This window comes from Pedobacter sp. KH_004 (assembly GCF_057840755.1).
Genome location: NZ_CM174519.1, coordinates 1,766,934 through 1,786,471, shown reverse-complemented (window position 1 = coordinate 1,786,471; position 19,538 = coordinate 1,766,934). Strand labels below are relative to the sequence as shown.

Annotated in this window: 20 protein-coding genes; 11 read left to right on the top strand and 9 right to left on the bottom strand. The window is 36.0% G+C overall.

Annotated features, from left to right (window positions below; genetic code table 11):
- Positions 1–2 precede the first annotated feature (2 nt).
- Positions 3–398, top strand: a complete 396-nt coding sequence (locus tag AC3ITD_RS07530) for a DUF1398 domain-containing protein (RefSeq protein ID WP_265798823.1) — start codon at positions 3–5, stop codon at positions 396–398.
- Between the two features lie 76 nt (positions 399–474).
- On the opposite strand, the gene AC3ITD_RS07525 is transcribed toward AC3ITD_RS07530, so the two are convergent.
- From AC3ITD_RS07525 to ribD, 4 genes are read right to left on the bottom strand one after another with little or no spacing between them, the layout of a single operon-like run.
- Positions 475–1,335, bottom strand: coding sequence for a nucleoside phosphorylase (locus tag AC3ITD_RS07525; protein ID WP_265798824.1), 861 nt, complete (start codon positions 1,333–1,335; stop codon positions 475–477).
- 35 nt (positions 1,336–1,370) lie between these two features.
- Positions 1,371–1,985 (bottom strand): IMPACT family protein, encoded by a 615-nt coding sequence (locus tag AC3ITD_RS07520; RefSeq protein ID WP_265798825.1) that lies wholly within the window; start codon positions 1,983–1,985, stop codon positions 1,371–1,373.
- The gene (locus AC3ITD_RS07515) at positions 1,972–2,838 is read right to left on the bottom strand and encodes an EamA family transporter (protein ID WP_489365420.1); all 867 of its coding nucleotides are present in this window, start codon (positions 2,836–2,838) and stop codon (positions 1,972–1,974) included. Before AC3ITD_RS07515 ends, AC3ITD_RS07520 begins: the two co-directional genes overlap by 14 nt.
- Complete coding sequence (gene ribD, locus AC3ITD_RS07510; RefSeq protein WP_265798827.1) at positions 2,839–3,891, bottom strand: bifunctional diaminohydroxyphosphoribosylaminopyrimidine deaminase/5-amino-6-(5-phosphoribosylamino)uracil reductase RibD; 1,053 nt, start codon at positions 3,889–3,891, stop codon at positions 2,839–2,841.
- An 80-nt stretch (positions 3,892–3,971) separates the two neighbouring features.
- Here ribD and prmC point away from each other — a divergent pair, with 80 nt between their 5' ends.
- Positions 3,972–4,853: a peptide chain release factor N(5)-glutamine methyltransferase gene (gene prmC / locus AC3ITD_RS07505; protein WP_489365418.1), complete on the top strand. Its 882-nt coding sequence runs from the start codon at positions 3,972–3,974 to the stop codon at positions 4,851–4,853.
- On the opposite strand, the gene xerD is transcribed toward prmC, so the two are convergent.
- Positions 4,828–5,727 (bottom strand): site-specific tyrosine recombinase XerD, encoded by a 900-nt coding sequence (gene xerD / locus AC3ITD_RS07500; RefSeq protein ID WP_265798829.1) that lies wholly within the window; start codon positions 5,725–5,727, stop codon positions 4,828–4,830. The two genes, prmC and xerD, sit on opposite strands and share 26 nt — an antisense overlap.
- Before the next feature lie 60 nt (positions 5,728–5,787).
- Between xerD and aroQ the strand changes: the two genes are divergently transcribed.
- Positions 5,788–6,207: a type II 3-dehydroquinate dehydratase gene (gene aroQ, locus AC3ITD_RS07495; RefSeq protein ID WP_489365416.1), complete on the top strand. Its 420-nt coding sequence runs from the start codon at positions 5,788–5,790 to the stop codon at positions 6,205–6,207.
- Positions 6,208–6,218: 11 nt separating this feature from the next.
- Complete coding sequence (locus tag AC3ITD_RS07490) at positions 6,219–6,941, top strand: TlpA family protein disulfide reductase (protein WP_265798831.1); 723 nt, start codon at positions 6,219–6,221, stop codon at positions 6,939–6,941.
- Here the strand turns inward: AC3ITD_RS07490 and AC3ITD_RS07485 are convergent.
- Positions 6,938–7,948, bottom strand: a complete 1,011-nt coding sequence (locus AC3ITD_RS07485; protein ID WP_265798832.1) for a glycosyltransferase family 2 protein — start codon at positions 7,946–7,948, stop codon at positions 6,938–6,940. The two genes, AC3ITD_RS07490 and AC3ITD_RS07485, sit on opposite strands and share 4 nt — an antisense overlap.
- A 4-nt stretch (positions 7,949–7,952) precedes the next feature.
- Entirely contained in the window at positions 7,953–8,825 is an 873-nt protein-coding gene (locus AC3ITD_RS07480; protein WP_489365413.1) for a lysophospholipid acyltransferase family protein, read from the bottom strand.
- A gap of 38 nt (positions 8,826–8,863) precedes the next feature.
- On the opposite strand from AC3ITD_RS07480, the gene AC3ITD_RS07475 reads away from it, so the two are divergent.
- The 3 genes from AC3ITD_RS07475 (at position 8,864) to mgtE (ending at position 12,016) form a co-directional block, all read left to right on the top strand.
- Entirely contained in the window at positions 8,864–9,475 is a 612-nt protein-coding gene (locus tag AC3ITD_RS07475; RefSeq protein WP_265798834.1) for a WbqC family protein, read from the top strand.
- A gap of 1 nt (position 9,476) precedes the next feature.
- Positions 9,477–10,598 carry a magnesium/cobalt transporter CorA gene (corA, locus tag AC3ITD_RS07470; RefSeq protein WP_265798835.1) on the top strand — a complete coding sequence of 374 codons (1,122 nt, stop codon included), beginning with the start codon at positions 9,477–9,479 and terminating at the stop codon, positions 10,596–10,598.
- A gap of 65 nt (positions 10,599–10,663) precedes the next feature.
- Entirely contained in the window at positions 10,664–12,016 is a 1,353-nt protein-coding gene (mgtE, locus tag AC3ITD_RS07465; RefSeq protein WP_265798836.1) for a magnesium transporter, read from the top strand.
- Between the two features lie 63 nt (positions 12,017–12,079).
- Here the strand turns inward: mgtE and AC3ITD_RS07460 are convergent, their stop codons facing one another.
- Positions 12,080–12,490 (bottom strand): organic hydroperoxide resistance protein, encoded by a 411-nt coding sequence (locus AC3ITD_RS07460; RefSeq protein WP_265798837.1) that lies wholly within the window; start codon positions 12,488–12,490, stop codon positions 12,080–12,082.
- A 413-nt stretch (positions 12,491–12,903) separates the two neighbouring features.
- Between AC3ITD_RS07460 and AC3ITD_RS07455 the strand changes: the two genes are divergently transcribed.
- The 4 genes from AC3ITD_RS07455 to AC3ITD_RS07440 are packed head-to-tail and all read left to right on the top strand — an operon-like array spanning position 12,904 to position 16,728.
- Entirely contained in the window at positions 12,904–13,308 is a 405-nt protein-coding gene (locus AC3ITD_RS07455) for a hypothetical protein (protein ID WP_489365410.1), read from the top strand.
- The gene (locus AC3ITD_RS07450) at positions 13,271–15,289 is read left to right on the top strand and encodes a T9SS type B sorting domain-containing protein (protein WP_489365408.1); all 2,019 of its coding nucleotides are present in this window, start codon (positions 13,271–13,273) and stop codon (positions 15,287–15,289) included. The genes AC3ITD_RS07455 and AC3ITD_RS07450 overlap by 38 nt, the downstream gene beginning before the upstream one ends.
- On the top strand, positions 15,289–16,284 hold the full coding sequence (locus AC3ITD_RS07445) for a PorP/SprF family type IX secretion system membrane protein (protein WP_489365406.1): 996 nt from the start codon (positions 15,289–15,291) through the stop codon (positions 16,282–16,284). Before AC3ITD_RS07450 ends, AC3ITD_RS07445 begins: the two co-directional genes overlap by 1 nt.
- Positions 16,285–16,728: a hypothetical protein gene (locus AC3ITD_RS07440; protein ID WP_265798841.1), complete on the top strand. Its 444-nt coding sequence runs from the start codon at positions 16,285–16,287 to the stop codon at positions 16,726–16,728. It abuts the gene before it with no gap.
- On the opposite strand, the gene AC3ITD_RS07435 is transcribed toward AC3ITD_RS07440, so the two are convergent.
- Positions 16,725–18,899 carry an FUSC family protein gene (locus AC3ITD_RS07435; protein WP_489365404.1) on the bottom strand — a complete coding sequence of 725 codons (2,175 nt, stop codon included), beginning with the start codon at positions 18,897–18,899 and terminating at the stop codon, positions 16,725–16,727. The genes AC3ITD_RS07440 and AC3ITD_RS07435 overlap by 4 nt on opposite strands.
- Between the last annotated feature and the right edge of the window lie 639 nt (positions 18,900–19,538).

Genomic DNA, 19,538 nt, shown 5'->3' with positions numbered 1-19,538 from the left:
ATATGTTTAGCCTTCAAGATATTAAAACCGCAGAAGCAAAAATAAAAACCGGTGCTGATTTCCCTCAGTTTATTAAAGAAATTAAAGAAATGGGGGTAGTCAGAAATGATGTTTATGTCGCTAACGGACTTTCCATTTATTTTGATGATAAAGACAATGCACAGCAGGCAAGTCCGCCGGAATATCCAGCGCTTATCATTAACGATGAGTCATCTGCAGATAAATTGGCGCATGCTTTAAAAATACATCAAAAGGGAGAAACCGATTATTTGACCTTCTGTAAGCAAGCTGCAGATGCTGGCGTAGAAAAATGGGTGATTGATTTGGGAGCAATGACTTGTACTTATCTAGATAGTGAGGGCAATGAATTGGTACAGGAGAAAATTCCAACTATTTGAAGGCTGGAAATAAAAATGGTGAGTTGCTATTTCGAGGAAAATAAATAATGCTATAAAACAGAATAAGCTAGCGTGACTAAATTCTTTCTAGCACCAGTTTAATAGCCTGCTCTACAATTTTATTAGGTTCTTTACTAAATTCAAAGTTTACGCGGCTTGCCAAAATTGCATTGATCGACAAGGCTTTATGTCCTAGTATTTTAGCCAATGCATAAATACCCGCTGTTTCCATTTCCAAATTGGTAATGCGATATTGATTGCTCTTGAAATTATTTATTAAACTTATGAAGTTAGGGACAGCATTCTCCGCTCTCACTACCCGTCCCTGTGGCGCATAAAATCCAGGAGCAGTAATGGTGATTCCTCGTGGTAAATCTTTTCCAATTGTATTTAGTAAAGTATCATTAGCAGCAGTCAAATAAGGATTGACGTTTTTCAAATGCTCAAAATATCTATTTATATCAGCCATTAAAGTTCTATCATCATTAGCAACTTCCTGAATATAATAGTTCATTAGGGCATCCATTCCCAAACCATAATTCGAAGCCAATATGGTACCCATCGGGATATCGGCCTGAACGGCACCAGAAGTACCTACACGAATAATATTCAGTGACTTAAGATCTTTTTTAACCAATCTGGTTTCAAAATCTATATTGACCAAAGCATCTAATTCGTTAAAAACGATATCTATGTTATCCGTACCAATACCGGTAGAAAGCACCGTTACCCTCTTTTTACCTACATAACCGGTATGCGTGATGAATTCTCTTTTCCCCTTTTTTAATTCTACTTCATCAAAATACTTACTTACTTCAGCCACCCGATCCGGATCGCCAACAGTAATTACTGTTTCTGCAACGTCTTCTGGCAATAAATTCAAATGATAAATGCTCCCGTCTGGATTGATAATTAAGTCGCTTTCGGATATTTTCATAATTGCATAGCTTAAAGTAAATTTTGTTTAGGCACTTAAGTGGTTTGGAGATATTTCAGTTTTACGTTACTTATCTTATCAAACTTACTTAAAACTTGATTCAATTGTGCCTTTCTCACCTCAAGTTTTAAAATGCAATTGGCATCGAAGTGTTGTTGTAGAATAATCAGGTTTTCCTCTTTAACCAGTTTCATCACATCATTCATCTGGAGATAATCAAAATATGCTTCGTACAAATCATTTATTGTTCTAGTAACAATTTTTGCAGAGGTAATCGCCTCTAAACTGGCATTTTTATAAGCATTTATTAAACCAGGAACACCTAGTAATGTACCACCAAAATAACGGACTACCACGATCACTACGTTTGTAAGATCGGCAGATAGTAAGCAATTCAAAATCGGTCTGCCAGCAGTGCCTGAGGGTTCGCCATCATCGTTAATACGAAAAACAGAACGATCGGGAGTTAAACGATAGGCATAACACCAATGTCTAGCCTTGGAATGTTCATTACGAAGATTTGCAATAATAGGCTTTACCTCATCTTCATTGCGGATAGGATAGGAGTAAGCGATGAATTTACTGCCTTTATCACGAAAAATTCCTTCTGAAGGATTTTCTATCGTTTTATAAGAATCATCGAACAGCATTTTGCGACAAGGTAATAAAGATGACAGCAGCAAGGGCTAACACGATTCCGAGGTAATTTATTTTTGTTAATTTCTCCTTGAATATGATTATTCCAATTAAACTTCCTACTACGATTACCCCCATATTCATTGCTGCAAAAACTGTTGATGGATTGCTGGACAAGGCTTTATGGGCTTTCATATAAAACAAAATGTTACCAAAATTAAATAATCCTAAAACCAAGCCGCAAGCCAAATTAACCAGCTGAGTTTTGATTTTTCTACTGATCACTAATACGATTACAATGATGAGCGAAACGATAAACGCTAGGCAAAAAATAACGAAGAGCGAGGTTGTGTATGGAAGTAATTTATATAAGGCAATTTGTTTGAAGAGTACATCTATAACACCAAAACCTATAAAAACCATTAATGGATAAATCCAATTTCCCTGGTTTTCCTTCTGATCAGTTTTTCGAAGGAAAGTTAAAACGATAGCGGGAAACCCGACTAATAAACCAATTATTTTTAGTTGATTAAAATCTTCACGGAATATAAAATAAGCAGCCAAGATGGGGATAAAAAGAGATAATCGCTGGGCGATATCGGTTTTTACGATACCGAGGTTTCTTATTGATGCAGCCAAAAGCAAAAATACCGAAGGCAATAATACTGCTAGCGATAAGTAAATTGACCAGGGAGCACTGGAATTTACAACAGCAACATCTGGCTTAAAGAAAATATAACATAAGATTAAAGCAGCAAAATAATTTACTGTAACTGCCTGAATGATATTGATTTGATAGCGTTTTGCCAATTTTAGCAATACGGCAACTGTAACGCTGCAGCAAATGCTTAATAGTATGTAAATCATTTAGTTGTGCTGATTAATATAGATGGATAGTTGATCAGAACCAACCCGGATTTGCTCTTGTAAACGACCGTTGATCACTGGCGAGGGAATGCCGTTGTTCCAACTGCCCTGAGAACTAAAAATTCTGGCTTCATCCCAGATATTAGCCTCCAGGAATTGCTTTAAAATATTCGCCCCACCTTCAACAATTACCGATTGCATATCCATCAAATAAAGTTGAAAGGCTATTTTTTGAGCCAGATAGAAGTGCATATCTTCCATTTGAATGTAGTGAACATTTCCAACCACATCTGTTTTAATTTCATTGAAGATGATGGTCTTAGCTTCATCATTAAAAATGTAGTTGTTTTGTGGAACGTCGAGATTCTTATCAATTACAAGGCGCGTGGGATTTTTTCCTGGCCACTCTCGTGCTGTGAGTTGAGGATTATCGATGATGGCCGTTTGCTTGCCAATTAAAATGGCATCCTCCTCTGTCCGCCATTGATGGGCCATTCTTTTGGCTAAAGCGCCACTAATCCATTTCTGGTGCCCATCATTGGTTGCAAAATACCCGTTTGCGGTTTCTGCCCATTTAAGGGTGATATACGGTCGCTGCTGCAGAATTCTTGTGAAAAATCTGCGGTTAAAATATTTGCACTCTTCCTCTAAAACACCACTTACTACTTCTATACCCGCATTTCTTAACTTCTCAATCCCTTTGCCATCTACCCCCGAAAACGGATCACGATTGCCAATTACAACTTTTTTCAACTGATGCTTTACAAATAAATCGGCACAGGGAGGGGTTTTACCAAAATGCGCACAGGGTTCTAAGTTTACATAAGCAATGGCTTGCTTTAATAATTCATCACTGTCATCGCCGTACTGATCGAAAACCGATTTTATAGCATTCGGTTCTGCATGGGCCTTACCAAATTCTTGATGATAACCTTCACCGATAAGTTTCCCATTATGAACAATTACGCAGCCAACCATGGGGTTAGGACTTACATTTCCAATTGCTAAGGCCGCCAGCTCTAAGCAGCGTTTCATGTAAAATTCGTCGGTCATTTGCGCAAAAATACTAAAAAATGAGCCATTAGCCTTACAAACATCATCGATATGGTTTCAAAAATATTAATTTTACAACGATGAAATTAGGAGAGTTAGAAGAGCATTTCAAAGAAGAATTAAGTCAACAATATGATGGTGATGAAGCCAGAGCGATGTTTAGTCTGGCTGCAGAACATGTTTTGAAATTTTCACCGGGTAAATTGCGCATGATGGGCGATAGTGTAATGGACTTCGTTCATCTCCAAAAAATGCTAAGTATCTTAAACGATTTGATCATTGGAAAGCCCATTCAATATATATTGGGCGAAGCCCATTTTTATGGTTTAGTCTTTATCGTGAATGAAAATGTACTCATTCCAAGGCCCGAAACAGAAGAGTTGGTAGATTGGATTATTTCAGACCTTAAGCTTAAGCCAACTGACTCGATTAAAATTTTCGATATTGGTACGGGCTCGGGTTGCATTCCAATTACCCTAAAAAAGCACCTGTCGGAAGCATCAGTTTCATCCTTAGATGTTTCTACTGATGCACTCGAAGTAGCGCAAAAAAATGCGGTTCAGCTGAATACACCACTATCATTCATTCATGCGGATATCCTGAAATATTCAAGTGAAGAAAAATATGATGTAATTGTGAGTAACCCACCTTACATCAGAGACTTAGAAAAAGCAGGCATGCATGCTAATGTTTTAGATTATGAGCCACAACTGGCCTTGTTTGTTGATGATAATAATCCATTGATTTTTTATAATGCCATTGCAGATTTTGCCAAAACCAACTTAAAACCAACTGGTAATTTGTACCTCGAAATTAATGAATTTTTATCATCTGAAACTATAGAAATGCTTTCAGCTAAAGGATTTACAAGTATCGATTTGAGAAAAGATATGCAGTTCAAAAACCGAATGATTAAAGCGAGCTTTGATCAGGCAACTACGATCTCGGATGAAACTGTGTAATTACTTCCCGCAAGTAATCCCTGTCGATATGGGTGTAAATTTCAGTTGTTGTAATGCTTGAGTGTCCCAGCATTTCTTGTACTGCTCGTAAATCGGCGCCACCTTCTATTAAATGTGTTGCAAAAGAATGGCGCAAAGTGTGCGGACTAATTGTTTTCTTGAGGCCAGTAGCTACAGCAAGGCTTTTAACGAGATTAAAAACAGAAATACGGGAAAGTTTTGCGCCAAAGCGATTAAGGAAAATAAAATCTTCATTTCCCTTTTTTATCGTCATGTGATTGCGAACTTGATTTAAGTAGATATCCAGTAGTTTTAAAGCAACTCCACCAATAGGAACCAATCGCTCTTTGTTCCCTTTGCCAATAACTTTTATAAATTCAATCTGTGGATATAAGTTCGAAATTTTCAAATCCGTTAATTCAGATACCCTCAATCCGCAACCATAAAGCACTTCTATAATAGCTTTGTTGCGCATTCCTTCTGGTTTCGAAGCATCAATAGCCTCAATAAGACCATTGATTTCGTGAATATTCAGCATATCAGGCAACTTTCGACTAAGTTTTGGCGCTTCGATCAATGCCATCGGATCGATCTGAATGACCTCTTCCAACATTAAATAGGTAAAAAATGCTTTCATACCTGAAATTACCCGGGCTTGCGTACTGGCTAGCATACCCAGGTTATTTAACCAGCTGATAAATGATTTGATATCAGAGGCCTTTATATCCGTTAATTTGGGCTCCTCTTCCATAGCTTCGAAATACTGGCTCAACTTAGCGATATCATTCAGATATGCATGCACAGAATGGTCAGAAAGCGATCTCTCTAATTTCAAGTAAGCTCTAAATCCTTTAATATATGATTGCCAAAGCATGCTTTTATTTAAGATTTTTTATAACATTGCAACGTTACAACATAAAACCATTAATTGATCATGAAAATTCAAATAATTAACGGCCCAAATTTAAATTTACTTGGCGTTCGTGAACCTTCTATTTATGGCAATATCAGCATTGAAGATTATGTGAAGGAGCTTAAATTATTATATCCCAACATAGAAATAGCGTATTTTCAAAGCAATGTAGAAGGCGAATTAATTAATAAATTACATGAAGTTGGCTTTAGTTATGATGGGGTGGTGCTAAATGCAGGCGGTTATACACATACTTCTGTAGCCATTGCTGATGCCATTGCTGCAATTAAAACCCCAGTTGTTGAGGTACACGTATCGAACATTTATGCCCGTGAAGAATATAGACATGTATCTTTAACCGGAAAAAATTGCCAGGGTGTGTTAACCGGGTTTGGAATGAAAGGTTATCGTTTAGCTATTGAAAGTTTAATAACAAGATAATACATCTCAAAATGAAAAAGTCAATCCTGTCACTTTTGTTTTTATTATTTATAAATTTTGGATATGCCCAAAACAAGTCCGTATCAAATTTGCAACCTGATGAAAAATCAATTGTGAAAGGGGAGGATGGCAAATTATATAGTTTTGATGATTGGAAACTGATGTGGTTCTCGGGTAGATACTCAGTAAAATCAACGAATACGACAGATAGTAATGGGAAGCCTGAATTTTTATTGTATAAATTAACTGAAGATCAAACAAAAGCAATGCTTTTCAGCATGCCTAAACCAAACGAAAGTTTGAGTTTCCCTGCTGGAAAACTTTTTAAGGGATTTAAGGTAACCGATTTGAACGGAAACCATTACGACTTATCAGAAATGAAAAATAAAATTATAGTTTTAAATTTTTGGTTTATAAATTGTCCACCCTGTAAGATAGAAATACCCTTTTTAAATGAAATGGTAGATTCTTATAAAACAGACAATAATATTGTATTTCTGGCAGTGGCATTAGATGATAAAAATAAACTGCAAGAATTTTTGAAAAATAATCCCTATAAATATTCAATTATAGACAATGGCAGAGCTATAAGTAATCAACAGACTGTTAATTCATATCCAACGCATGTTGTAATTGATAAGACTGGAAAAATTAAATTTAGCACTAACGGTTTAGCAGCAAATACAGTTTTATGGATTAAGAAATCTATAGACGAAGCGTTGGTGGCAAATTAAAGTTTACTAAAATATTTTATTTTCTTGATGAAGAATGCCCAAACTACGCTATTGTTATATACACCAGCGTGTGCAGCATAAGGCTTCTGTACAGAAGTTCGTTTTTTATTTGTTTTAGCAATCGATTTTATGAAATGCCAATGTCCTTTTGTTACAGCCAATGTAAATTTAGGTTTCCCCGATAATAGGAAGTGCCACCAGGCCACAAAATCTATCCACATTCTAATGCCTATTCTAAAAAAGGCATCACCTGCAGGCAAATTTTTCTGCATAATAATCAGGTTGTTCCTGAAATTTAGATAAGTTTTAAAAGGGTTTTCAGTTTGTAATGTACCGCCACCAACATGAAAAACTTCCGAGGTTGGACAGTACATAATTTTGTAATTTAAATTTTTCAATCGCCAGCACAAATCTATTTCTTCCATGTGGGCAAACAAGTCGGCATCCAGGCCTCCTGTTTCTATCCAGCATCTGCTTTTAATAAAAAACGCTGCACCACTTGCCCAAAATATTTCTTTTTGATCGTTGTATTGGCCCTCATCCGACTCGTAAACATTAAACAAACGACCACGGCAAAATGGATAGGCATAAATATCCAGATAACCACCGGCAGCACCTGCATATTCAAAGTCGCTTTTCTTTAACTGTGATTTGATTTTTGGCTGAGCTGCCGCGATAGAATCATCGCTTTCCATTAAATCGATAACGGGCTTAATCCAGTTGGATGTCACTTCAACATCCGAATTTAAGAGCACAAAATACTCCGCTTCAACCCGCTCCAAAACCTTATTGTAACCACCAGCAAAACCATAATTTAAATCGTTTTTAATGATTTTAACTGTAGGGAAGTTAATTTCTAAAAATGCCACAGAATCATCTGTAGATGCATTATCACCTACAAAAATTTGCAGGTTATCGTATTGGGTAAGTAATATTCCTGGTAAAAATTGTTGTAGAAAAGCCTTTCCATTCCAGTTTAATATGACAACGGCTACTGAAGGATTCATGTTGTTATTCGGGTTTAAATTTCCAGCGTTTATGGCTCCATAACCAATACTGAGGCTGTTCTTTTATAATATCTTCTAAAAATTTAAAGTGCAAGTTAGTAATTTCGTATTCATCCATTAATGACGGATTTAAACACATAGGCAAAACCTCAACATGGTAATAACCTTTCTTCACTACCGTAACTTTAAAATAATAAATTGGTCTGTTGGTTGATTTGGCGATTTTTTCTAATCCCAATAATGCTGCTGTAGGCTGATTTAAAAAATCAACAAAATATTTGGTTTCCTGACGGGTAGGAGCTTGATCAGTTGCAAAACAAAATAATGTAGGTTCGTTTTTATAAGCAGCCAAGCCTCTTAAAGTTTGGCGCATAGCGATAAAAATATTCCCATATTTTGTTCTGAAACCATTAAACCAGGTCTCAACAATTTTATTGCCTAACGGTTTATAGATAACCATCGTTTTAGCCGATATATTTAGACCTAATGCCAAGGTTCCTAATTCCCAATTGCCATAATGCCCGGTACAGGCCAAAACACTTTCGCCAGCATTAAAATGTTTCTCCAATTGTTCCAAGCCAGAAAATTTCACCCTTTTTAAAGTTTCTTGTTCCGAAATGGTGGTCATTTTTATGATCTCAAAAATGAGTTGTGATAAGAAAAGAAAAAACTTTTTCTCTATAGCAATAATTTCATCACTTGATTTTTCAGGAAAAGAGTTCACTAAATTCTGGCGAACAACTTTTTTTCGATAACCGATTACATAATAAAGAAGATAATATAGTAATCTTGCAAAAAAAAATAAGACAGGCAGTGGTAGTAGCGACACGAGGTATAAAAAAAATACGCCAATGTGCGCCATTACTCTTTTAATCATTATTTTTATTGGTTTCAGCTACAAACATAAATTTTCAAATGCAGAATACAGCTATACTACCATTATTTTATCTTCCTCCTGTAGGTTATTTTAGCTTGATACAGCAATTTGGTAATGATTTTTTAATAGAAAAACATGAACATTTAGCAAAGCAAACCTATCGCAATCGAGCAAGTATCTATTCTCCAAATGGTAAATTAGATCTAACAGTTCCTCTGGTAAAAGGATCAAAAACGCATAAAAAAATGAAAGATGTTCGCATCAGCTATGATTTTAATTGGCAACGTTTACATTGGTTGAGTTTAGAAACCTGCTACCGCAGCTCGGCTTATTTTGAATATTATGAGGATGAACTATCGAGATTTTACCAAAATAGGTTTGAATTCCTTTTTGATTATAATATGGAGTTGATGGAATGGCTATTGCAAAAACTCAAGCTAAAAATTGCCTTAGTCACAACAACTTCTTATGAAGATCAAATTGCTCCAGAGTTAGACTTTAGAGGGATGATGAATCCTAAAAAAAATGGCGATATTGTAAACAGTAAGCCATATTATCAGGTTTTTGAAGACAGGTATCAATTTTTAAACAACTTAAGTATAGTTGATTTGTTGTTCAACCAAGGTCCACAAGCCAAGTTGTATTTATAAAATGGGAAAAAACAAACCTCGCAGTCGCCACAAGCATTATAAAGTTCCAGCGCCAGGAACAAGCCCAGGGCTTTATGCAATCGATGATGAGGCTTTGAAGCCCGTGATCGTTCTTCATACTTATAATGATAAATCTCATAAAAAAGAGGAACTGAAAAACATCAATAATATCGAAAAGCTGATTCAGGATAAGAGCTATAATTATTGGTTCGATATAAAAGGTTTGGCAGATCCAACTATGTTCGAAACGCTTTATTCGAAATTCGACATTAGCAGGTTAGTTTTGGAAGACATTACAAGTTCTTATCAAAGGCCAAAACTGGATGAATATGACAACGATAATTATATTTTTTCTGTAAGCAGACATCTTTATTTAGGTGAGGACGGCGTTTTATGTAATGATCAAATCTCTTTTATCTTATCAGAAAGAACCTTAATTACCTTTCAGGAAACCTATTCTGATTGCTTTGAGCCAGTTAGAAAACGATTGGAGATTGGCAAGGGAAATATTCGCATCGGTGGAAGCAGTTATTTGATGTATGCAATAATGGATGTAATTGTCGACAATTATTTTTCACTGTTGAACTTTTGGGGAGAAGAGCTTGACGCTATTGAAGATAGACTTTATGATCGGCCTGATAAGAGAATCATGTACGATACCCAAGCCATTAAACGATCATTAATCACCATTAGGAAAATTGCCTGGCCAGAACGAGATAAGCTGAACGACATTATTAGAACAGACAGCCCGCTGATTTCTGATCTGACCAAAACATATATGAAAGACGCCTACGATCATTGCATCCAAATCATTGATTTTATTGAGTCGTTAAAGGAAATTGCATCAGCAAATATTGATATGAACCTTTCAATCATCAGCAACAGGATGAACGAGATTATGAAAGTGCTGACCATCATTTCTTCTATATTCATTCCTTTAACATTCATTGCAGGTATTTATGGAATGAATTTTAGCCGGGAAGATCCCGTAACTGGCAAAGTAATGCCAGACAATATGCCTGAACTTTACAGCCCGCATGGTTACATCTATACCTGGATTGTGATGGGTATAATTGCTGTGGTACAAGTGATTTATTTTTGGCGCAAGGGCTGGTTTAAGTAAGTAAATTCTATTTGCTTTTTATACCTTAGTAGCTTTAAACACATATTGGTTAGGTCAAAGGAGCGATGCAGTCATTCGAGATAGATAAAAGCGATGTACTAAAGGTAAAAAATGCCATTTTAGCTGGTGATGAAACCTTAAAAGAGGTTTTAGAGGAATACCATGCTTCGGAAATTGCTATTTTATTCGAAAGATTAGACAAATCTGAACAAAGACATATCATCAATATCCTTCCTGCAGAAATTGCATCAGAAATTATTTCTGAAATGGATGAAGAATCACATCCAGAAGACTTGCTATTTGAACTTCATCCTGATAAGCGTACAGAAATTGTAGAAGAACTAGACTATGATGATGCAACCGATATTATTTCTCAACTCGAAGATCACGAGCAGGCAGAAATTCTGGAAGATTTGCAGGATGAACATGCAACAGAGATTAGGAATCTTTTAACCTACGACGAAAAAACTGCAGGTGGTTTAATGAACACAGAAATTATCTGTGTTAATATTAATCTCACTAAAAAAGATGCCATTGAGGAAATCATTCGCCAGAGTGAAGAAATGGAAGAGTTTTACACCATTTATGTAGTAGACGACGAAAAAATATTCAAAGGAATTGTATCATTAAAAGATATCATTAAAGCGAAACATAACGCTCAAATTACCGAGCTGGTTAAAATGGATGCCGTTTATGTTCATCCGGATACTGACCAGGAGGAGGTAGCATATCTAATTTCGCAGTATAACTTAACCAGTATTCCGGTAATTGATGACAACCAAAAATTATTAGGCAGGGTTACATTCGATGACGTGATCGACGTGATGGAAGCAGAGAGCACTGAAGATATCTTGAAAATTTCCGGGGTATCCGAAGATGAAGAACTAAGCGGTAATTGGGTAGAGGCAGTAAAATCACGTTTGCCTTGGTTAATCATTAACCTCGGCACGGCATTTCTAGCTTCTTCTGTTGTACGGTATTTCGACCCAACCATTAAATTGATTCCATCGCTGGCCGCTTACATGACTATTATTGCCGGGATGGGCGGGAACGCAGCAACACAGGCGCTTGCGGTAACCGTTAGGCGTATCTCACTTTACGATTTAACGGATAAGCAGGCTTACAGAACGGTTTTAAAAGAATTTACTGTAGGTTTAATTAATGGAGCTGTAAACGGAATAATCGTATTTATTTTTGCTTTTTTCTTTGATGGAAACCCTATGTTAGGTTTGGTCATATTTTTAGCCATGACAGGAAATCTTTTAATAGCCGGGGTAACAGGAGCGGGGATTCCGTTGATATTAAAACGTGTTGGGATTGATCCAGCTATTGCGTCATCCATCATTATAACCACCTTTACCGATGTTTTTGGTTTTCTCCTCATTCTCGGTTTAGCCAGCAAGTTATTATTACTCTAACACTATTAAATAAAAAAGTCGGAAGAATTTAATCCGCCGACTTATAATCAAAATTGCAGTTGCTTAAACTGCCGTTACTCTAACCTCTATATTGCCTTTAACAGCTTTCGAATAAGGGCAAGCTCTGTGTGCTTTATCAGCAATAGCCTGCGCTTCTTCATGAGATATTCCAGGAATGTGTACATCTAAATCCGCAGATAATACAAATGAATTTCCATCCTTATTGAAAGAAACCAACACTTTAACATTTGCTTCACTCACATCAACGCCTTCACGTTCTGCAACCGAACCTAAAGCACCTAGATAACAAGGTCCCCAAGCCGCAGCAAATAATTCTTCGGGATTAGTAGCTCCGCCTTGCCCACCAAGTTCTTTTGGCTTTCTAAGTTCGAAATCTAAAATTCCATCGCTCGATTTAATGTGTCCATCTCTTCCTCCAGTAGCTGTAACTTCAGCTGTATATAGCTTTTCCATAATAATTTATTTAACTAGATAAACAAACACTATCCGGCATTGTTTGCAACCACGACACGCTTAAAATTATCGCAGTTAAACGTAATTAAAACCTTTTTTAAGCTAAAAATAGATGGGCAAAAATATTTTGTGTAAAAAAGCACAAAAAAACCAAGGTTTTAATAGAGGTGAGTAAGGTACCCGCAACTGGTACAAAAATCGTTATATGGGTTTAAGATTCTATTTATCAATGAGTTATATCTGGTCTTTTATCAATACCGATGGAGATAAAAATCTATTCCAAATAGTGAGCGTCAAATTTCGTGTAATAAAAGGCATTGTAAGGGGTGCTGAAATGTTAAGCAGATACTAAAATAATATTTTTACAATATCACTTTTTAATTATCGTCCCGTTGATTAATAAATTGTTGTTGATGTTGCTGATAGCAGTAGTTGCTATTCCATCAAAATTAAGTGCTCAAACCTGTCCGGAGAATATCGGTTTCGAAAATGGAAATTTTTCGAATTGGAAGCTTTTTACCGGGCTTGCAAGTATCGACAAAAACAAGAATGTAATTTATACCAATGAAGTTAACAGTCCGGCTTCTGGCAGACATACGCTAATCTCTGCTAAAACGGAGAAAGACTTTTATGGAGGCTTTTCGCTGATCCCAAAAAATGGCGGCAACTTTACCGTAAAGTTGGAAAACAATGGTACAGGAGCCCAAGCAGATGGCATATCTTATTTATTAAACGCGCCTGCAGATAGACCAGAATTTACACTATCAGTATGCCGTCGTTTTGGAAGATCCAAATCACCCTTTGGAGGAGCAGCCTAGATTTATAGCCAGAGTTAAAGACTTTGAAAAAAACGCTTATATCCCATGTGCATCCTTTGAGTATGTAGCAACATCATCATTGCCTGGCTTTACAAGATCGAAAGTCAACAACTCAGTAATTTATAAAGAATGGACACCAGTTGCCATTAACTTATCTGGCTATCAGGGCAAAAAATTATTGATGGAATCTATTAGTGCAGATTGTGCGCTAGGTGGTCATTTCGGCTACGCTTATGTAGATGTAAATAATCTTCGTGGCGATTTAATTGTAGGCAATACCTATTGTAAAAGTGCCGACGAGCTAAATATATCTGGACCTAGCGGCTTCAAAAATTACAATTGGTATAATGCAGATAGATCTGTGAAATATGGTTCAGGCCAATCAATTACGTTAAAACCCACACCGGCTGAAGGATCAAAAATTATTCTGGATTTAATGCCATATGATGGATTTGGATGTCCTAGCTCCGTAGAAGCTGTAGTGCATAGTGTCGATTACCAGGTTCTGGTCCAAGAAAAATACACAGTATGCGAAAACACTGAAATTGATTTGACCAGCGCTAATTATATTCTGAATAAAAATGAGGGCTTTACTTATCTGGTTTATCAGGATAGGGATTTAACGCAACAGGTTACTGGCTTAGTTAAGATAACACAAAACAGTAAATATTTCATTAAGGCCACTAATTATAAAGGCTGTGAAAGCTTTGCGACGATTGATGTTGCTGTATTCGATATTGCTAATATCACTGTTAAAAATCCTCCGGCAGTTTGTTATAACGAAACCGTTGATATTACAAACAATCTCCTGTATTCAAACCTAGATGGTATTTCCAGAACTTATTTTAAAGATGAGAAAGCAACTAAAGTTTTGCCAAATCCTAATGCCGTAAACGTCTCTGGTATTTATTATGTTAATTTTTCCAATAATTTAGGTTGCAATAAAATTCTCCCGATTGAAGTTGAAATCAGTTCAAAACCTTTATTAAAGATTAGTAATCCCACTGCAGTATGTTTTCCAGATAAGGTTAACATTTCATCTCCAAGTATTTTTGCCGGTAGCGATGATTCCTTCCAATACAAATTTTTCGAAGATGCAGCCCTAACAATCCCCCTTGCTAATCCAGAAAACGTAACTAAAACCGGAACTTACTACGTCACTGCTACTAATGCACAAGGTTGTTCGGTAAACGGTAAAGTTAACGTGGTAATTAATGATCTACCTGTTTTGGTCGTTAAAGATCCATCTGAAGTGTGTTATCCCGAAAAAATCGATTTAACTAACCCCAATCTTTTCGAAGGAAGTTCTGAGCAATTAAGTTATTCATTCTATACAAACGAGGGGATGACTGAGAAACTGGTGAATCCAAAAACGGTATCTAAATCGGGGATTTACTTTGTTAAGGCTACAAACCCATCTGGTTGCTTCGTTTATAGTAGGCTAAAAGTAACCGTTAATCCATTGCCAACCATTGTTCTTAATAAACCAAGACCTATTTTTGATAACGATTTTATTGATCTTACATCTGCAGAAAATATAAAGGGGAGCAAAGATTATCTGAAGGCTGGGTATTTTCATGATGCATCGTTAAGTCGGCCAATTGTTGATCCTACGAGAATTAATAAAGCTGGCATTTATTATATTTCCCTTCAAAATGACAAGGGATGTTCGGTTTCGGCATCGATAGAACTTAACATTTTACCTCAGCCGAAAATTGTTGTTCCTACAGCGTTTACACCAAATAAGGATACAAATAACCGATTGTATCCATTTCTGGTAAGTATTCAAAAGTTCACAAGTTTCAAGGTCTTCAATAAATGGGGAATTCTCGTTTTTCAGACTGATTTAGCCGCAAATGGTTGGGATGGTCAATTCAAAAGCAAAATGCAACCATTAGAAACATTTTCATGGTTTGCAGAAGGGATTGACACCTTTGGCGGAAAATTTCAAACTACAGGTAAAACCATATTGATATTATAATGTACAAATCGCTTCTCCTTTCATTTTTGTGCTTGGTTACATTATGTTGTTCTGCACAGGATCCAAAGTTTTCACAATACTTTGCGGCTCCTCTATCTTTGAACCCAGCTTTTACAGGTTTTTTTGATGGAGAGTATCGCCTCGCAGTAAACACACGCCAGCAATGGGGAAATTTAGGCGATCCTTACAATACTTATAGTGTTTCTGGCGATGTTAAGCTTGTGGAAGACGAAAATTTCACTAACAGCGTATTCAGTTTAGGTTTAAGCGGGTTGTTTGATGAATCGTTTAACAAGGCGCTAAAGTCGCAGTATATCAGTGCAAGCATGTCTTATTATCAATATCTTGATGTAGATCACCGGTTTAAGTTCGGTTTGGCGCCACAAGTGTCTTATGTTTCTAGATTTTTAGACTATAACAAACTAACTTTTGCATCGCAATATACTGATGGGGGCTTCGACAATTCGCTACCGAATTACCTAGATTTAAAGAACGATAAAACCTCTTACTTCGACGTCAATATCGGCGGTAATTTCTCAGCCACTTTTGATCATGTTAGTTTCGTTTTGGGATATGCGCATTATCATTTAACAAAACCTCAGGAAACACTCTTGAATAATACAAACGAATATGTTCCTTCCAGGCAAACGGTAAATTTTGGGATGCTTTATTTGCTTAGTAATTATCTCGATTTAAATGTAACTGGCGTTTATAATGTTCAGCGAAATAATAAAGACACTATCTTGGGTACTGTCGTGGGATTAAAACCCAATGATGAAACTCGATTGAAATTAAATTTCGGAATGTGGTTCAAGTTTAACGAGGCCTCATTTTATCCTTACTTGGGCGTTACAATGGGCGATGTGAGCGCTGGCTTAAATTACACCGTTTACGGAAACAAATTGATGAGTGCAACGCCACGCACTTATGAATTGTCGCTCATTTACCGCCATAACAATTTCAAAGGCTTCAAGGTTCCTTGTCCAAAATTTTAAATGATGAAAAAATTCTTTCTAATAGTTGTTTTTATTCTGCTAGGCGGATGGGCTTATAGCCAACAAACCAAGCGCACAATAGATTATCAATATTTTCGCAACGAGAATAGTTATTACGCTTATGAATTATTCAAAAACACAGATGCTGCACAGGATAATCAATTAATGATTAATTTTTCTGTCAATGTTAACTATAAAAAAGTCGATAAAATCTACATTAAATCGAAAGAGGTTGAGTTTAAATTAAAATTTAAAGAAAGAGAAGAAACTGTCAAAACGGATAATCCAGAACAGAAATTTTTCCCAATTATTTTTAATGGAGATGATCTGGCGGCTATGAAGTTATCCTGTGAAACGCAAATCATTTTTAAACTCGACAACGGACTTCAATATACATTGCCTTTAAATACTTGTAATATCATCGAGCTTATGAAAAAGAATTAGATTTTGACTTTTAAAGTTAGTTTATAAATATCATAAGCCACTTTTTGTATCAAATCAAATTGTTCGGGAACTAGATCTTTACCTTCGTTAATCGTTACGCCGGTATCAGCCAACCTAATTAACGGAACGTTTCCTATAGCATCCTTTCCCTCAACTAAATTATTGATCGAAGTATCGAGCAAATAATTAGTGTTTTGTGCCATTGGTTTTAATGCATCAAAATTCTCAAATATAAATTCATGCTCTTTATTATACAAAGAAAGCGTAGCTACATACGAAGACAATAAATGACTTAATGCAGTAAATTGATGCACTTCTTTTATGTAAAGCTGCTTGCTCTTTGGCTCAGAAAACATTCTTTGAAATAAGGAAGCTAGATTAGCTGTGGCTACATACACTTCCTTTCTGGCCAATTTATAATCCGTTCTGTTATATACTTTTTCGAAATACAATTTTACCACTTGCTCATAGTAGGCTTTGTTAGCTTTTATAATATCAGTCATGGCTTCTTTTAATTTTTCATGTTCCCATGTGGGAAATAGAGAATAACTGGCTAATAATGCAATGCCTGATCCAATGAAAGTATCATAAATCCTTTCTCGAGCCAATGCAATAGAACCCATACCCAGAAAATCGAAAAGGATAAGAATATAAGGGGTCATAAAGAGCACGCTTACTACGTAATTTTTACGTTGGAAACTATAACTGCCAATCATGCAGATGAGCAAAATAGTAAATAAGGCGTTTTTATCATGAATATAACTTACCACAGCCATCCCTATAAAAGCGCCTACCGTAGTTCCAATTAAGCGCTGATAGTTACGCTCTTTGGTTAAACTGAAACCAGGCTTTGAAATCACCAGTATGGTTAATAAAATCCAATAGCTATGCGAAAAATCAAGTATTTGCGAAACGATAAATCCTAACGTCATTACAACAGTAACCCGTAAGGAGTGCCTAAAAGTAGAAGAACTGTAGGTTAAATTTTCTTTAAAAAGATCAAAATCAAATTTCTGGCGCTTAATAAACTTCTCTGTATCAACTTCCGCTCTTCTAAGATCTTTGTTGGTACGAACTTTAAAATAACTAAATATTGTTTTCACTCTTGCCAGAATATTCTCAATATTCACTTCAATGTTCTTCAAAGCGATGATGCCAATAGTACTATATTCCTGATTGACATTATTTTTTTCCAGATTGTTGATTTTAATTTTTAAACGCTCAATTTCTATTAATAACCTTTTCGAGATTACGGGCTTGCCACCACTTTTTAAGGCGAAAGCAATATCATCCAGGGCGTAAGAAATCCGTTTAATGGCCATTTCGTAATCTGATAGAATTCCTGCCTTGTCAAATTGATCGTGCAACTGTTGATAATTGTAATAGGTAGACATTACCTGCTCAAATAAATCAACCATATCTACAAAAACCAGTAAAAGAAAACGCCCCTCCGGACTAGAATCCCTTACAATTTCCCTTGTTCTGAAAAGTAATTCCCTTACTGCGTCTTGTTTTTCATGAACAGAGACCTGGAGCTGCAGTAAATCCGCATAAGTTTTATCATAATTATTATTCTGGTGATAAAATTTAGCCTTCTCTCTTAAAAACTCCGCTACTTCTAAAATTGAATCGCTTAACGATTGCTGTACAAGCCTGAAGGGGCGAAGGCGGTACACGAAATAACTTAAGCCCGTATACCATAAACTGCCGGCCAAAACCATTAATGCGTGAATAATCACATCCTGCCATGGGCGAACATCATCAATACTCAACACCATGATTAATAAAACTGCAGTTCCAACCGACGCTGCCCGAACGCCATAGATATAAAACATGGAGAATATGAAACTCGAAATCGCCAGTAAAAAGCCAATAAAATAATGACTTTTGTTTGTTAAGCCAGTAATGATGGAAAAAAGAAATATCAATACAGTTGTAACCAACATGGCGTTTCGCCTGTGAACCATTGGCCCCGGACTATCCACTACGCTTACGCACAAAGCACCAAGAGAAAGTGTCATGCCGTAAGTTAACAGGCTAAATTGTGCCAGAATAAGAGAGGGGAGAAGCACGCCAATGGTAATGCGTAAACCATCAGCAAAATAGGTACTCAATAAAAAGTCTTGAATATTTCTGATGGGTTGCCTAATCTGCATGTACAAAAATAACATAATACAGAGGTTTTTTGTTGCCTGTAAAATTAAGTTTTCACAAAAAAAAATAATTTTTAAGCAGAATATCCTTAGTCTGCTGGTTCTCAAATATTTGCCTAGTGTTGATAAACTAGATTTTTATAAATGTTCATAAATCCTCTAATCGTCGTTATTATAGGTAAAATCGCCAATTTATTTAGCTAAAAATGTTGATAATCAGCTGTATTAAGTTGATAATTTTGTTGATAATTTATTTCAGATTTCTCTTGACAAGAATGTGTTTCCCTACTAAATTAGATCATATCAAATACGAAGTACTTTGAATTCTGACAAAACAATCCAAAAGAGACAAGGAACTGAAAAGGGAATTGTTTCGGATAAGTTTACAGGGAAAACAATTAATTTCAGAAAGGGTTAAACTGAGTATGAATATGTAATAACCTGATCGAAAGATCGCTATTATGAAAATTGCACAGGCCCAAACAGAGCTTATTGAAAACTAAGAAGTTTACGGACAGAATAGTTGGAAATAAATTTTCACGAATCGTAAAAGTTGCAAAACCTAGCGAAAACGGAAAAATCAAGGTAACAAGAATTAGATGCTTTAAATTACAACTACGGTTGATTTTAAGGTTAAAACGGGGAACTGAATCGAAA